The following is a 15,323-nucleotide window of genomic DNA, read 5'->3' on the forward strand; positions in this document are numbered from 1 at the left end:
ATTATGCTAAAACGTACCATTTATATCGGAAATCCATCATATTTGAAATTGAAAGATAATCAGTTAAAAATAGAAGATGGAATAACAAAGGAGTTGAAAGGTTCTGTGGCTGTGGAAGATTTAGGTTTTTTGGTATTAGATCATTATCAAATTACATTAAGTCATCAATTAATCATCGCTTTACAACAACATAATGTCGCGATTATTAGCTGTGATGAAAGTCATTTACCTTTGGGATTGATGTTGCCTATAAGTGGTCACGTGGAGCATAGTGAACGGTTGAAACATCAAATTAATTTGTCTGAACCGTTGAAAAAGCAATTGTGGAAACAAACTGTTGAGGCAAAAATCTATCAACAGAAAGCTTTGTTGTCAAAATTTGGTTATGTATCTGAACCTATGCAAACTTATATGACAAATGTAAAATCTGGGGACACAAGTAATATGGAGGGTATTGCAGCACAACATTATTGGAAACAACTTTTCGAGAATTTTACACGAGAACGAGGTGGTGATGCACCTAATAATTATCTCAATTTTGGCTATTCAATTTTAAGAAGTATGGTGGCTCGTGCGTTGGTAAGTTCGGGACTAAATCCAACTATCGGAATTTTTCATCGCAATAAATACAATGCTTATTGCCTTGCCGATGATATTATGGAGCCTTATCGCCCGTACGTGGACGAGTTGGTTTTGGAATGGTTGAGCAAGCCTTTTCGACCTACAGAGTTATCAAAAGAAGCGAAAACGCATTTACTAAAAATTGCGACAAAAGATGTAAAAATTGATGGACTAACTCGACCTTTATTGGTTGCTGTAAGTTCTACAACAAGTTCGTTATATAAGTGTATGACAGGAGAACAGCGAACGATTCGTTATCCAGAATTTACATGAATTTTTCACGCTATAATGCATACCGAATTATGTGGGTACTTGTTTTATTTGATTTGCCAACAGAAACTAAAAAGCAACGAAGTCAGGCAACACGTTTCAGAAAAGATTTGTTGGATGATGGCTTTACAATGTTTCAGTTTTCGATTTATCTTCGACATTGTCCAAGTAAAGAAAATGCGGATGTGCATATAAGGCGTGTTAAAAAATCTTTACCACAACACGGCAAAGTTGGTATAATTTGTATTACTGATAAACAATTTGGACAAATGGAAATCTTTTTTTCTAAGCAACAAACAGATTTACCTTCGACACCACAACAATTAGAACTATTTTAGAAAAAGAAAAATCCTATAATCAACTTGAATTATAGGATTTTTTCTTTACTTTTTTAATTCTAACAAACCATCTAAAACCTATTAAACACTAAGCTCAATACAATTGAGGTTGAAAGAACTATGGTAAATATACCAAATTGAAAGGAACTCACAACCATTTATTTGATGTAACTTTTGATGAAGTTGTTGAAAGAACTATGGTAAATATACCAAATTGAAAGGAACTCACAACACTGGTGGAGGTGGAGTTGCTGCTGCTTTTGTTGAAAGAACTATGGTAAATATACCAAATTGAAAGGAACTCACAACATTGCGTCGTGTATATAATTAGATGGTTTAGTTGAAAGAACTATGGTAAATATACCAAATTGAAAGGAACTCACAACAGGAATTTAATACTACTGATAAGAACTTCGGTTGAAAGAACTATGGTAAATATACCAAATTGAAAGGAACTCACAACAGTTTCAAAGCCGTTATGAAATCCGAAAATGTTGAAAGAACTATGGTAAATATACCAAATTGAAAGGAACTCACAACTTAGTTTGCTCATTGTTTGGGTTTTAGCTGGTTGAAAGAACTATGGTAAATATACCAAATTGAAAGGAACTCACAACCAAATTAAATAAATAAACTTTATGTATAATGTTGAAAGAACTATGGTAAATATACCAAATTGAAAGGAACTCACAACAATCGGAGGGCATGACCTTGTAGATATAGGTTGAAAGAACTATGGTAAATATACCAAATTGAAAGGAACTCACAACATAAACTATCATGCAAAATATAATCACTTCGTTGAAAGAACTATGGTAAATATACCAAATTGAAAGGAACTCACAACGCTAAAGCTGTACTTAAGCCCAGCTTATTTGTTGAAAGAACTATGGTAAATATACCAAATTGAAAGGAACTCACAACTACAGTATCTCAATTCACTGGATTGCTTGAGTTGAAAGAACTATGGTAAATATACCAAATTGAAAGGAACTCACAACTGGAATGCGCTCTTAACACTGGTTGCGGGTGTTGAAAGAACTATGGTAAATATACCAAATTGAAAGGAACTCACAACAAATAGCCGAAAATTGGAATAAATTAAACAGTTGAAAGAACTATGGTAAATATACCAAATTGAAAGGAACTCACAACTGCATACGAAATAAGAAGCTGAAATGAATTCAGCTTGACAGAGGGGATTTAGTAGTTTGTTATTTTATTAAAATGATAGATTATGAGGAATTGTAATTCAAAATAATCAACAAAAAAAGTTGCTCCAAATAGAGCAACCTTCACAAAGAGATAAAATAAAGTTATTCAAAACTTTATTGTAAAACGACTTTTTTCGACTCTACTTTATCCGCAGACTGTAATTTTACAACATAAACACCGGCAGGTAGTTTTGATAACTGTATAGTTTTGTTGGTAAATGATGATGTTGGTTTATAGATTTCTTGATGAACCAATTGCCCGTTCATAGAATACACTTGAACAGAGAGATTCGATGATGCAGATTGATTCGAATTATAAACAATAGATATAGTTTTAGGTTGGTTAGTTGTATAAACTCCGAACTTTGTTTTTTCTAAATCAGATGTTCCTAAAGATGCTGTAACATTTTCATAATTAAATTTCACAACTCCTGTTGCAGAACCTTCGAAAGCTGTAAAGTTTAATTTGTATATTTTATTTGTTGTACTATTTTTAATAAAGAAATTAGTTGGTTTTATAGTATAACCTCCAGAACTCATATTAAAAGTTTTCCAATCATATCCAACTGTATTTATACTCGCTAAATACGCTGCATCATTTGTAGGATTTCCTGTTTCTGTTTTAGCAACTTTTATCAAATCACTTTGCAAAACTCCTGTTACAGAATACATCACGGTACTCCCTCCTGCATCTAATGGTGTAATGTATTTTGTAAATTTAAGATCCCATTTACTTTGCTCTGGTTCTGGTGTTGTAACACTATCTGTAATAAAATTATAATAATTGAATAAGTTATTTGGCGAAACAGAATGAGCTATAGAAACTGTTTTGTCCGTAGACCAAGTTCCATTAATTAATTTAGCATACGTAAAACTATACGTTCCACTTGGTGCATTTAACTGATCTATTTTCAATTTTACATATTCACCAGTAGTGTATTTTAGTACAAAAACAATTGTTCCTTTTACAAAATGCGTTGCAATATCATAAGCTCCCCAACCATAAACCGCAGAAGCTTGATTAAAAGCTCCCTCTTGCCAATTTGTATCGTCATTATACAATTCTGTCCAAGACCCAGCGTTTGCAACATTTATATTATTCCAAGTAGATAAATCGTTTGATGCTTCAAAAACCTGAATTCCTTTTGTATCATTCACTCTAATTCCTGTAGAAAAGTTTGATTTACGATAAAATGAAATATCCCAATCCGCTCTATTTGTTACTGTTGCAGTTTGTCCATCTAAACCATAATAAACATCATTTGCATAATTTGATCCCATCGTCACTTGACCGTTTACTTGTTGTGCATGTGCGGCAACATTCATAAACAATGCAGCTGCTAAAAGTGTAAATTTAGTATTCATATTTATTGATTTTATAATTGTTATTTAATTAATTTATATTCAAATTTTGGATAACCTCTCACGCCAGAAGCGTTAAGAAATGCAAGCATTTTTATTTTGTAATAATTATTTTCTGTATCTTTTATCACATAAAATCTATCTGTAAACAAACTTTGTGGCGCAGTAACTTGTCGCCAAGAATCTCCTATTATTCGTTGATCACTATCAAATTTTGACTCATCGATATTACTCTCAGAAAAATTATCATACGTTATTCCATTTGCAACATTTACGCGATATGCTTTTACACCTGCTTTTGTATTATTAACCACAAAATCTGAATAGCCATAAGAACCATTTCCTTCAATCAAATTAGTAAAAACAGTAAAGTTTATATCCCATTTTAATTTTTCTGGTTCTACAGAGACTGTATTATTGGTAGTAAAACTGAAATGAGTAAAATTGTGTGTCCCATTTTTTGAAATTGTTTTTTCTTGATATGTTTTATCATCCAAATCAGCATATTGAATAATATATTGACCTGATTTTTTAAGAAATCTCACTTTTTTCCATCCTCTCTGATCTCCCGCAATTGCGGCAGAACCTGCAGCTGGAGTTGATGTACCAACAGTATAGCCAAGATTTAATAAATACACAGGATTTTCGGCGTCATTGTCTTTGATTTCGGCAATTGCTGTTTTCAAAATATCACCAGTAGGATGATCAATAAATTCTTTGTTTGAATCTGCAAATGTCCCAACAGCAACTTCATTCAATAAACTATTTACAGAAGCTCTTGTTACTTTCGTTATATCTGTTTCTGTCAACGCTTTTGTTGCCATATATAATGATCCATTTAGTTCTACACGAAAATAACTTCCATTATAAAAACCTAAATCCCAGCTATCTCTTCTTACTTTTGTTTGTGCATTTTTACTTAAATCGACATAAACCTGATTGGGTTGATTTGGTCCACCTATTTCTGGAGAAATTGTTCCGCCAATAGAACGATCAAAAGAAATAGAAACGATAGAATATCCTTGAATAATTGCTTGCGGATAATCTATTTTAGTAATTTCAAATTGAACTTTTTTATCTGAACGATCAAAAGGATAAATTAAATTTTGGAACGAAAAATTAACTGAAGTATCGCCTTTTTTAAATGGAATAATTAATTCATTCTGTGATGAAGCTGGCAGTGTAGAAAAATCTGTTCCATAATTTGCCAATTCAGTCGAAATTTTGATATGTACTTGACCATCTTGTTCTGCAACTTTAGAAAAAATAAGTTGAATACTTTCTTGATTTTCTATTGTACTAAAATCAACACTTTGATTTTTGAAAGCCACAACGAAATCTTGTCCTATTGGCGAACTTTCATCCGAACAAGATGTGATGAATAAAGCTGTAATAAGGGTAAATATGATTGAAAAAATTCTCATAATAATTGATTTAATTAATTCCTAAATTGAATGAAAGTTTCACAAAATATGAACGTCCATAACCGTACAAAATACTTGATGCACCAGCAGTATGAGCACCATCATTTCCTGTTGTATTGGTAAGATATTTTACATCAAATAAATTTCTCGCACCAATTGTTACATCAAATTTATCTCTAAAAAATGCTTGTCTTACCGAAGCGTCCATCCAGCTAAATGCTTGTTGTTTTCCTTTTGCATAATAAGATTCTCTGGTAACTGTATTTGTTTTGAGTGTATATTGTTCTTGCTCGCCATTGTATTTATAAAACACAGAGAAAATGGTCTTTGTAGAAGGTAATTTATACGAAGCATTTGCATTTGCTTGTACAGAATAGAAATACTTATTTTTTACTGTTTCTATAAAATTTTCTTGATCGATAGATTGTTTAATTCCTGTTAACGACGCTCCTATTCCACCCGAAATATTTCCGATTGTAAATTGATTCATATATGTTGCGCCATGAACTTTGTAGGTATCAATATTGTTGTATTGATAACGCAAAGGTGTTTCTCCAATCACAACTAACGCAATTTTATCTTTCAGATCAATATTCCAAAGTGATAATTTTTGTTCTAAATTAGATCCTGAATTGAATTTCAAATTCTTTTTCAGATGTAAAAAAACAGAATATCCATTCTCTGGATTTAAGTCCTCATTACCACGAACATCATGGTTTACATCAACAAGAAAAGAATACATCTCGTCATAATTTGGCAATCGTGGCGATGTACCAACAATTCCTCTTAATTCCCAATCTTTCCCGAAAACATATTTCGCACTCAAACTAATTGCGGTTTGTGTATCAAATTGTTCCGAAAACATTACGCGAGCACCAGGACGTAAAGAAATTTTATCACTCAAATTAATTTCTGATGATCCAAAAAAGTCATAAGTACCTATATTTCTTTCAATATTATTTTCTGGTACATCATTAAATTCCATTGAAAGTGGCGAAGCAAATCCTCTTGTTTGATCGATTTCATAACCAAACTGAAAATCAAAAACATCATTTTTATTGATGAAATTACTGAACATTCCTTTCGAATAATAAACCTTTCGGCTTTCATATTCGTACTTATTAACGTCCAATTCATTTCCTGTTAAAACTTCGTATTGATAAGCTTTTACTTTACGTTTTTGTTCTTGATAAGACAACGAAATATCGTAGTTAATTGCATTTCTAAATCGTCCAGCAATATTGAAGTGATTATAAAAACGATCTGTTGTGTATTGACGATCAGCTCCGTAAAAATCTGTAGTTGCAGTTGGTATATTAGGAACTACTGTCAAGTTAGATTCGTAATATTTTGTTTTTTCTGTAAAATATTCAAACTTATAAAACAATCTAAAATTCTCATTTTTGTATTGAAATAATGCTTTTGCAGAATTCTGTATTTTTGGTAACCATTCGTATCCTCGAAGTCCTTTTACAGGGTAATTTTCGCCTTTTTTGTTGTCAAAAAATCCTTGAAAATCATTGCGTGAAAAACTTAAATTAGCGTAGATTTTGTCTGAAAATTTATGCCCGATTTTCAAGGATTGTATATGTCTTCCCTTATTTTTCCAATTATATTCATTGCCAATCGTCTCCTCTTGTAGCGTTGCAGAAATATCAAACTTATTCTTTCCTCCTTTTTTGGTAATAACATTTATTACTCCTCCCAAAGAATTTGCTCCATACTCTACTCCCATAGCGCCTTCTACAATTTCTACTTGTTGTACATCATCAAGGTTTAATTGTGTTAAATCTGTATTGTTTCCAAGGCCTTCATCATTTGCTAACGGAATATTGTCTACCAATATCTTGAAATATTGCGCATCCAAACCGAACATGGTAACAGTCGATTTACCAGAAGAAGAATTCGGAATAATATTCATATTCAACGTTTGGTTTAATAAATCGGCTAATGTATTTCCTGCCAAGCGCTCTATCATCTCTTGATTGATGACACGAACTTCATAAATTGATTTTTTGACTGATTGGCTATTATATTGCCCAGAAATTACGGTTTGCTCCAAATCTATCGATTGATTTTTATTAATCGAATCATTGGTTTGTGCAAATAGTTGTAATCCCGAAAGGCAACTTAATAGAATAAAATATCTTCTCATTGTGTGTTATTTCTTATCAAAGTTTAATTCTATTTAGAATTAGTCTAATGATTAATAACGCAAATATAAACGAATATTTTACTTTATTTTTATTTATTCTAAATTAAATTAGATGAATGCTCGATTTTTTATATAGCTCGACAAAATTGATTATCAAACTGATACAAATCATATAAATAAAAAAAGCTCAATCCATTACTGAATTGAGCTTTTAAATTGTGAGAAAACAGACTTTAATCCATTTCTATTTTTACAAAATGATTTTCTATCAAGTTGTTAATCATTTCTTTTGATTTACAATCTACAGAATTTTTTAACTGACTTTTTGCATTACGTCTTTCCTCTATTCGTTGAAGTGCTTTGTAAAATCGTCTTACTTCATCTGAGGTTTTTAAAATTAACTTTGGTGCTTCTACATTTTGTCCATTTTCATCTTTACAAATCATTGTAAAATAAGAAGAATTACAATGTTTTACCTCGCCCGTTTGTATATTTTGGCTTTCTACACGAATACCTACAACAACAGAAGTTCTACCAACATAATTAACTGAAGCTTTTAGTGTTAACAATTCCCCAACTTCTACAGGTGATAAGAAATCGACTTGATCTACAGAGGCTGTGACGCAATATTTTCCTGAATATTTTGATGCACACGCAAATGCAATTTGGTCTAAAAGTGATAAAATAAAGCCTCCGTGTATTTTTCCGCTAAAATTAGAATGTGACGGTAGCATTAATTGAGAAAAAGTTATTAGAGAACTTTTTACCTTTTTATAAATCATTGTATCTGTGCTCATTTTATTTTTGGATTAGGTTTAATAAATAAAATTCATCTGCAATTTCGCGATTATTTGACAAACGAGGAACTTTATTTTGTCCGCCAAGCTTACCTATTGATTTCATATACAACTGAAAACCACCTTTCTCTACAACAGATATTTGTAATTGAGTTAGAATATTTCCGGTTATCAAATCGTCATAATATGTATTTTGTTTTCGCATTTGTAAGTCTAATTCTTTATTAAACTCTTGCATATTTTGTGGTTTTTGATCAAATTCTATTAACCATTCATGATAAGGTAATCCTTCTGTTGGATTGACTTGCGGCGCTACAGAAAACTCATTTACACTTGCAGGAAATTTCTCTATCGTTTTTTGCAAAGCTTGCTCCACTTCGTGTCCAATTACATGCTCACCAAAAGCTGATGTATAATGTTTTATTCGGCCTGAAACAACAATTTTGAATGGATATAAAGACGTAAAACGAACCGTATCTCCAATATTATATCCCCAAAGTCCTGCATTTGTATTAAGAATTAAAACATAATCTTTTCCTAATTCAACCTCTTTTATCGATATACGAGTTGGGTTTTCATCAAAAAATTCATCAACAGGAATAAATTCGTAGAATATTCCATTATTCAACAGCAATAACAAATCTTCGGATTTTTGCGAATCTTGATATGCAATAAACCCTTCTGATGCTGGATAAGTCTGTATAAAATCTATTTTACGACCAATTAATTGATTTACTTTTTCACGATAAGGTTCATAATTTACACCTCCTGTTACCATTAGTTGTAAATTCTTAAAAATTGATTGAACATTTTCTTTTCCAGAAACTTTAATCAATCGTTCAAAATACATAATCAACCATGGTGGAATACCAGAAATCAAGGTCATATCAGCATTTACAGTTTCTTCTACTACACGATCTACCTTTGTTTCCCAATCCTCAATAATATTTGTTTCATAAGAAGGTAACCTATTTTTTTGAAGATAATTAGGTACAAAATGTGCACTAATACCAGAAAGACGACCAACTTTCAACCCATTCTCTTCTTCTAAAATAGGACTTCCTTGTAAGAAAATCATTTTACCATTCACAAAATCTGCATTTTGCTTTTCGTGTATATAATACAACAATGCATTTCTAGCAGAATTTATATGATACGGAATTGATTCTTTGGTAAGCGGAATATATTTTGCACCAGAAGTTGTCCCCGAAGTTTTAGCTAAATAAATTGGTTTTTCTGGCCAAAGTATATCAGATTTTCCTGCTACAACTTCATCAAAATAATGTTTTAATCCTTCATAATCATGAACAGGAACTAACTTCTTAAAATCTTGGTAAGTATTAATTTGATCAAAATGATGATCTTTTCCAAACTTTGTATTTTTTGCAAAAGCAACCAATTCTTTTAAAATTTTGTCTTGCGTTTCCAACGGATTTTTTATCCATTTTTGCTCTTTATTGACAATACGTTTTGCGAAAATTTTAGCTAGAAAAGCTTTCATTTTGTTTGTTTATAACATTATTAATGGTCTAATTTAAAGGAATAATACCAATTTTACAGAAACTTTTACATTATTTTTTTTAGTCAAAATTTAATTCCGTTAATGCTAAATTGTTAGCAATCATTTTACAATCTATCTATTCAAATTCTAAATAAATATATTTTCCTTCTTATAAATGTATCTAAAATCTAGAAGCTATACAAGATTTTTTGTAATCGAACGTTTTATTGTAGATTTGTTTTTATTCGCTAACATGAAAAAGATTGTACTTAGCTTTTTTGCCGCAAGTTTATTAATCGGCTGTTCTACACAAAAAAATACATTCAAAAACCGCCAATTTCATAAAATGACATCGTGGTTTAATGGAGTTTTTAATGCTGAAGAAGAGTTAGAAAAAAGGAATACTGAGCTTCAGGAAAGTTATGAAGAGAATTATTCTAAAATTTTACCTATTGGAATAGAATATTTTTCTATCTCCGATTCTACTAATATTATTGGTGGAAACACACCCAATTTTGGTATTGGTGGTGGAAACCGAAACAATACAGATAAAGTAGAAAAACCTGTTGGCTTTGCTGCTGTAGAATCAAAAGCTGCAACTGTTATTGAGAAACATTCTATGTTAATCAAAGGACAAGAAAACAACAAAATGATTGGTCGAGCTTATCTTTTGATTGGTAAATCTTTATTTTATCAGAAAAAATACTTTGAAGCTTTAGATGCATTAAATTATGTTGTAAAAACCTTCAAAGGTTCATCATACGCACAAGAAGCTGATATTTACAAAACAATTGCTGAAATAAAAGGTGGTAATTATTTTGATGGTTCTGAGCATTTAAAAGAATTATACGAAAGCGATCCGTATAAAAGCAAAGCATTAAAAACATTGATTGCACGTACGTATGCAGAGTTTTTAATTGATCAGAAAAAATACGAAGAAGCTTTAGATCCTCTACAAAAAGCAGAATATTACTCAAGTAATAAAGAGGAACGTATTCGATTATTTTATGTAATGGGACAAGTTTTTTCTAAATTAGGTAAACAACAAGAAGCTGGAGAAGCATTTACAAAAGTATATAAAATGAGTCCTGGTTTTGATCTCGAAGTTAAATCTCAGCTTGCAATTGCAGCTAATTTTGATCCGAAGGTTAATAATTATGGTAACTACAAACAAAACTTACTTGACATAGCAAAAAAAGGTATTTATACCTCAAAACAAAACGAATTATATTACGGTATTTCTGAAATGGCATTACGTTCAGATAATATGGATGATGCTGTAGAATATGCAAAATTAAGTATAAAAGGACCTATTTCTGATCCGTATATTCGTGCTCGTTCGTTTGAAAATTATGGAGATATAAAATTTAAACAAAACGACTACGTTTACGCCTCTTCTTATTATGATTCTGCTTATACGACCTATAATTTGAAGGAAGATAAAAATAGAATTTTGACACGTAATGAAGCTTTAAAAAAGCTGATGGAAAAACATTATTTAGTTCAGAAAAATGATTCTATTCTAAAAATAGCTGCTCTTTCTAAAGATGATCAAAGTAAATTCTTTACAAACTACATCGAAAAGATGAAGAAAAGTGAAGAAAAACGTATTGAAGAAGAACGTAAAGAAATGGAAAATTTTCAGTTAGAAACAAAAACTGCAAGTTTTACATCTAGCTTTGATAATCCTGATAAAGGAAAATTCTATTTCTATAATCAAAATTTAAAATCAACTGGACAAGCAGAATTTCAACGCATTTGGGGTGGATTAACCTTGAAAGATAATTGGCGAAATTCTAATGCAATAAATACAGTTATAGAGGATAAACAAGCAGAATTATCTGGTAAAGTTGACGCAGGTAATCCTCGTCGTTTCGAATTAGATTTTTATTTAGAGCAAATTCCAACATCTATGAAAACGCTAAATGATCTTAAAGTTGAACGTGATACAACACAATTAGCATTAGGAATTGGTTATTTTGATACGTTTAATAATTCGGAATTAGCAGGAAAAGAGCTAAAAGAATTAGTCGCTACTCCTCCAAAATCAGAAGATGTTAAGCTACAAGCAACGTATCAATTGTATCGAATCTATAAAAATCGTGATCAAAAACTTGAAGATCAATACAAAAATGAAATCTTAACAACTTATCCAAATACAATTTATGCAGGCTATATTCTTAACCCAGATGTTGAATATATAACAGCAGAAACAAAAGAAGCTTTGGATGCTTACAAAGTTGCCTACGATTTATATAAAGAAGAAAAATACGACGATGTTAAGAAAAAAGTACAAGAAGCAATTGTAAAATTTCCTACGGAAATAATTGTGGCTAAATTTGCTTTACTTAACGCTTATACGATTAAACAAACTAGTTCACAAGCAGATTTTGAACAAGCTTTAGAAATCGTGATGACAGCTTATGACGGAACTGATGAAGCTAAGCAGGCAAAACGTTTGTTGGATAAATTAAGAAAACCGAAACCAGAAGTTATAGAAGCTCCTAAAAATGAAGTAAAAAGTAACAAGGCTACTATTGATGAACCACAAGTGATAGAGGAAGACCCTGTTCCACCTACCACAACTCCTGTTAGGGGAATTGGAGGTTCAGTTCGTTAAGAAATAAATTGATATAACATATTATACGATGTTTCTTAGCTGAAAAAGAAATTCATTTATTTAAAAATAACTCAATAAAAAAATCCACTCTATTGAGTGGATTTTGTGTTTTCTAAACTAAAAACTTCTAATGAGCTTTTCCAGTTTTGAATATTTTTTTGAAAATAGTCACCAATAAAACGACCAATAATCCTGCTACTAAAGCCACTAAAACTTCACTAATCTTTATCGGAATATTTGTTGGCAAATGATGATGAATATAGTCTATATTATGAACAAAAATTTCCCCAGAAACTAATAATAATGCTATAGTACCAACAACTCCCAACGTTTTTATAACATAAGGTAAAGCCTTTACTAAGAAATGACCTAATGTAGAAACCGCCCCTTTATCGTTAGATAATTTTATCAATTTATATCCTGCATCATCCATTCGCACAATAAGTGCTACAATACCATAAACACCAACTGTTGCTACAATTGCAATAACAGAAACTGTCATAATTTGAATTGCCCAAGGTTTTTCCAAAGCTGTACTAAGAGCTATAATTACAATTTCTACGGATAGAATAAAATCAGTAATAATTGCAGATTTTACCTTAGATTTTTCAGAAACTTCTTTTTGTTCATTCTTATCTTCGGCTATAACTTCTTCTCCTTTTTTTGGTCGATGAAAAATAAATTCTACAATTTTTTCTACACCTTCAAAAGCCAAATAAAATCCACCAGCAATCAAAACATATTTTATTGCGTCTGGTAAATAATGGTTAAGAAGTAAAACAATTGGTACAATAATTAGTTTATTGATGAAAGAACCTTTTGTTATTGCCCATAAAACTGGTATTTCTCTTGAAGCTAAAAATCCTGTTGCTTTCTCAGCATTTACTGCTAAATCATCACCTAAAATTCCTGCGGTTTTGCTTGCTGCAACTTTACTTGTTACCGCAACATCGTCCATAAGAGCTGCAATATCATCTAAAATTGCAAAAATTCCTGAAGCCATATTAATCTTAATAATTTGAGTTGTAAATGTAAAACTATTGATTGATTTTCTATTAATATTCAAAAAATAATATTCATATACAGACTTACTTTTTTTTGAACAAAATATATTCAAATTAATCATTAGTCATCTTCAAAAAAGAGTATTTTTGATTTATAATTACTATTTACAATGCAAGACGAAAGGTTATATTTGAGAGAATTAATGGATGATGATGCAAATCGATTATTCGAAATATATTCTAATTCTGAAGCAATGAAATACCGCGAAACAAAACCGATGATTGTGATAGAAGATGCTTATGAAATGATAAGCCGCGCAAAAAAAACGAAACAAACGTCTTACGAATACAGATTTGCAATTATCGAAAAAAAATCAGAGAAATTAATTGGTTCTATCATGTATCAACCCGTTGCTAACAAAGCGATTATTGGTTATTCTATTGATGAAATTTTTTGGAATAATGGTTACGGAAGCGCTGTTGTAAAAATCATGGTAGATTATCTGAAAACAAAAGATTTTTACTATTTGGAGGCTTGGGTAAAAAAAGAAAATTTGGCTTCTTGTAAAGTTTTAGAAAAAAATAATTTTAAACAAATTTCTCAAACAATTTATCCTAACAATAAGCTTTATCAGTATAAAATAACCAATTCTTAAATTTATTATTTAAAACATTCTATTTATTTTTCTTAAGTTTAAAAACTCAATACAACCAATTTACTATAATTTAATATGATACAAAAAGATAACTCAAAATTAATAAAAGCATGGATTTCTTATGATTGGGCAAATTCTGTGCATTCATTGGTTATTGCTTCAGCTATTTTCCCTGTTTATTACGGTGCTATGACGCTTTCTAGCACAGAAAATCCAACCAAAATATTAGGACTTTTACCCGAAACAGCTTTCAATTTTTCACTTGCAATTGCCTTTTTTATTGTAATTGTCATGTCGCCAGTTTTATCTTCTATTGCAGATGTAATCGGGAATAAAATCAAATTTTTACGATTTTTCTGTTACTTGGGATCGCTTTCTTGTATGGCGATGTTTTTTTATTCAGATTCTAGTTTAAATTGGTTAGGATTATTGTTAAATATCACTGCAAGTATCGGTTTTTGGGGAAGTTTAGTTTTTTACAACTCCTATTTACCAGAAATAGTTTCAGAAGAAAAAATGGACAAAACGTCTGCACACGGCTATATGTTTGGCTACATTGGGTCTGTTGTATTATTATCAATTTGTTTAGCAATGATACAATTTGCACCAGTTGAAAAACAAGGATTTTTTACACGATTAAGTTTCTTATTAACAGGATTTTGGTGGATTGGTTTTGGACAAATCGCTTTAAGAACTTTACCAAATAAAAAATTAAACCGCGAAATTCCAAAAGATATTATCAAAACAAGTTTTAAATCGTTGAAAGATACTTTTCATCATTTGAATCAATTCAAAAACTTACGCATATTTTTAGCCGGATTTTTCTTTTACAGTTTAGCCATGCAAACCATTTTTTTGATGGCAGCTTTATTTGGAAGTTCAGAAATCGGAATGGCATCTTCAGAATTAATTTTAACAATACTTTTAATTCAAATTGAAGCTGTTTTGGGTGCTTGGTTATTCTCTTTTCTTTCAGGAAAAATTGGAAATAAAAAGACTTTATTAATCGGAATTTTCATCTGGATTATAACGTGTATAATTGGTTATTTAATCAATAAAAATGATCCAAACGTAAAAATACAATTCTATGTAATGGCCGCAATGGTTGGTTTGGTAATGGGCGGTATACAAGCGCTTTCACGTTCTACTTACGCCAAATTATTACCCGAAACAGAAGACACAACAACCTATTTTAGTTTTTATGATGTGTTAGAAAAATTTGCTCTATTTTTAGGATTAGTTATTTATGGATTATTAATCGAATATTCTGGCGGAATGAAAACTTCTGCTCTCGCAATGGGCGTTTCGTTTGCAATAAGTTTCGTTATTCTAATCTTTTATAAAATGGAGAAAAAGTAAAA

At 30.8% G+C, this 15,323-nt stretch carries 11 protein-coding genes and 1 CRISPR repeat array; of the genes, 5 read left to right on the forward strand and 6 right to left on the reverse strand.

Annotation, left to right across the window (positions count from 1 at the left end):
• The first annotated feature begins 3 nt into the window (after window positions 1-3).
• Both cas1 and cas2 read left to right on the forward strand, forming a co-directional pair.
• Complete coding sequence (gene cas1 / locus RSC72_RS08070) at window positions 4-894, forward strand: type II CRISPR-associated endonuclease Cas1 (RefSeq protein ID WP_332545084.1); 891 nt, start codon at window positions 4-6, stop codon at window positions 892-894.
• Complete coding sequence (cas2, locus tag RSC72_RS08075; protein ID WP_332545083.1) at window positions 891-1,229, forward strand: CRISPR-associated endonuclease Cas2; 339 nt, start codon at window positions 891-893, stop codon at window positions 1,227-1,229. The genes cas1 and cas2 overlap by 4 nt, the downstream gene beginning before the upstream one ends.
• A gap of 108 nt (window positions 1,230-1,337) precedes the next feature.
• Window positions 1,338-2,384: a CRISPR direct-repeat array (repeat unit 47 nt; unit sequence GTTGAAAGAACTATGGTAAATATACCAAATTGAAAGGAACTCACAAC).
• Between the two features lie 173 nt (window positions 2,385-2,557).
• On the opposite strand, the gene RSC72_RS08080 is transcribed toward cas2, so the two are convergent.
• The 5 genes from RSC72_RS08080 to RSC72_RS08100 form a co-directional block, all read right to left on the reverse strand.
• The gene (locus RSC72_RS08080) at window positions 2,558-3,808 is read right to left on the reverse strand and encodes a T9SS type A sorting domain-containing protein (RefSeq protein WP_332545081.1); all 1,251 of its coding nucleotides are present in this window, start codon (window positions 3,806-3,808) and stop codon (window positions 2,558-2,560) included.
• A gap of 20 nt (window positions 3,809-3,828) precedes the next feature.
• On the reverse strand, window positions 3,829-5,229 hold the full coding sequence (locus tag RSC72_RS08085; RefSeq protein WP_332545080.1) for an HmuY family protein: 1,401 nt from the start codon (window positions 5,227-5,229) through the stop codon (window positions 3,829-3,831).
• A gap of 10 nt (window positions 5,230-5,239) precedes the next feature.
• Window positions 5,240-7,384, reverse strand: a complete 2,145-nt coding sequence (locus RSC72_RS08090; protein WP_332545079.1) for a TonB-dependent receptor plug domain-containing protein — start codon at window positions 7,382-7,384, stop codon at window positions 5,240-5,242.
• Between the two features lie 233 nt (window positions 7,385-7,617).
• Window positions 7,618-8,181 (reverse strand): acyl-CoA thioesterase, encoded by a 564-nt coding sequence (locus tag RSC72_RS08095; protein ID WP_332545078.1) that lies wholly within the window; start codon window positions 8,179-8,181, stop codon window positions 7,618-7,620.
• Between the two features lies 1 nt (window position 8,182).
• Complete coding sequence (locus tag RSC72_RS08100; protein WP_332565932.1) at window positions 8,183-9,682, reverse strand: GH3 auxin-responsive promoter family protein; 1,500 nt, start codon at window positions 9,680-9,682, stop codon at window positions 8,183-8,185.
• Window positions 9,683-9,935: 253 nt separating this feature from the next.
• On the opposite strand from RSC72_RS08100, the gene porW reads away from it, so the two are divergent.
• Window positions 9,936-12,302 (forward strand): type IX secretion system periplasmic lipoprotein PorW/SprE, encoded by a 2,367-nt coding sequence (gene porW, locus RSC72_RS08105; protein WP_332578471.1) that lies wholly within the window; start codon window positions 9,936-9,938, stop codon window positions 12,300-12,302.
• A gap of 127 nt (window positions 12,303-12,429) precedes the next feature.
• On the opposite strand, the gene RSC72_RS08110 is transcribed toward porW, so the two are convergent.
• A complete protein-coding gene (locus tag RSC72_RS08110) occupies window positions 12,430-13,305 on the reverse strand; it encodes a DUF808 domain-containing protein (protein WP_332546644.1) in 876 nt (291 codons plus the stop codon).
• A gap of 171 nt (window positions 13,306-13,476) precedes the next feature.
• Between RSC72_RS08110 and RSC72_RS08115 the strand changes: the two genes are divergently transcribed.
• Both RSC72_RS08115 and RSC72_RS08120 read left to right on the forward strand, forming a co-directional pair.
• Window positions 13,477-13,962 (forward strand): GNAT family N-acetyltransferase, encoded by a 486-nt coding sequence (locus tag RSC72_RS08115; protein WP_332546640.1) that lies wholly within the window; start codon window positions 13,477-13,479, stop codon window positions 13,960-13,962.
• A gap of 75 nt (window positions 13,963-14,037) precedes the next feature.
• The gene (locus tag RSC72_RS08120) at window positions 14,038-15,321 is read left to right on the forward strand and encodes an MFS transporter (protein WP_332546639.1); all 1,284 of its coding nucleotides are present in this window, start codon (window positions 14,038-14,040) and stop codon (window positions 15,319-15,321) included.
• The last annotated feature ends 2 nt before the right edge of the window (window positions 15,322-15,323 follow it).

Source organism: Algoriella sp., from assembly GCF_036647415.1.
Classification (GTDB): Bacteria; Bacteroidota; Bacteroidia; order Flavobacteriales; family Weeksellaceae; genus Empedobacter.

What these genes read in the sequence shown, in the direction of transcription:
- cas2 (WP_332545083.1), top strand. Translation starts at nt 891, where the DNA reads ATGAATTTTTCACGCTATAATGCATACCGAATTATGTGGGTACTTGTT.
- RSC72_RS08100 (WP_332565932.1), bottom strand. Translation starts at nt 9,682, where the DNA reads ATGAAAGCTTTTCTAGCTAAAATTTTCGCAAAACGTATTGTCAATAAA.
- cas1 (WP_332545084.1), top strand. Translation starts at nt 4, where the DNA reads ATGCTAAAACGTACCATTTATATCGGAAATCCATCATATTTGAAATTG.
- RSC72_RS08115 (WP_332546640.1), top strand. Translation starts at nt 13,477, where the DNA reads ATGCAAGACGAAAGGTTATATTTGAGAGAATTAATGGATGATGATGCA.
- RSC72_RS08110 (WP_332546644.1), bottom strand. Translation starts at nt 13,305, where the DNA reads ATGGCTTCAGGAATTTTTGCAATTTTAGATGATATTGCAGCTCTTATG.
- RSC72_RS08085 (WP_332545080.1), bottom strand. Translation starts at nt 5,229, where the DNA reads ATGAGAATTTTTTCAATCATATTTACCCTTATTACAGCTTTATTCATC.
- porW (WP_332578471.1), top strand. Translation starts at nt 9,936, where the DNA reads ATGAAAAAGATTGTACTTAGCTTTTTTGCCGCAAGTTTATTAATCGGC.
- RSC72_RS08120 (WP_332546639.1), top strand. Translation starts at nt 14,038, where the DNA reads ATGATACAAAAAGATAACTCAAAATTAATAAAAGCATGGATTTCTTAT.
- RSC72_RS08090 (WP_332545079.1), bottom strand. Translation starts at nt 7,384, where the DNA reads ATGAGAAGATATTTTATTCTATTAAGTTGCCTTTCGGGATTACAACTA.
- RSC72_RS08095 (WP_332545078.1), bottom strand. Translation starts at nt 8,181, where the DNA reads ATGAGCACAGATACAATGATTTATAAAAAGGTAAAAAGTTCTCTAATA.
- RSC72_RS08080 (WP_332545081.1), bottom strand. Translation starts at nt 3,808, where the DNA reads ATGAATACTAAATTTACACTTTTAGCAGCTGCATTGTTTATGAATGTT.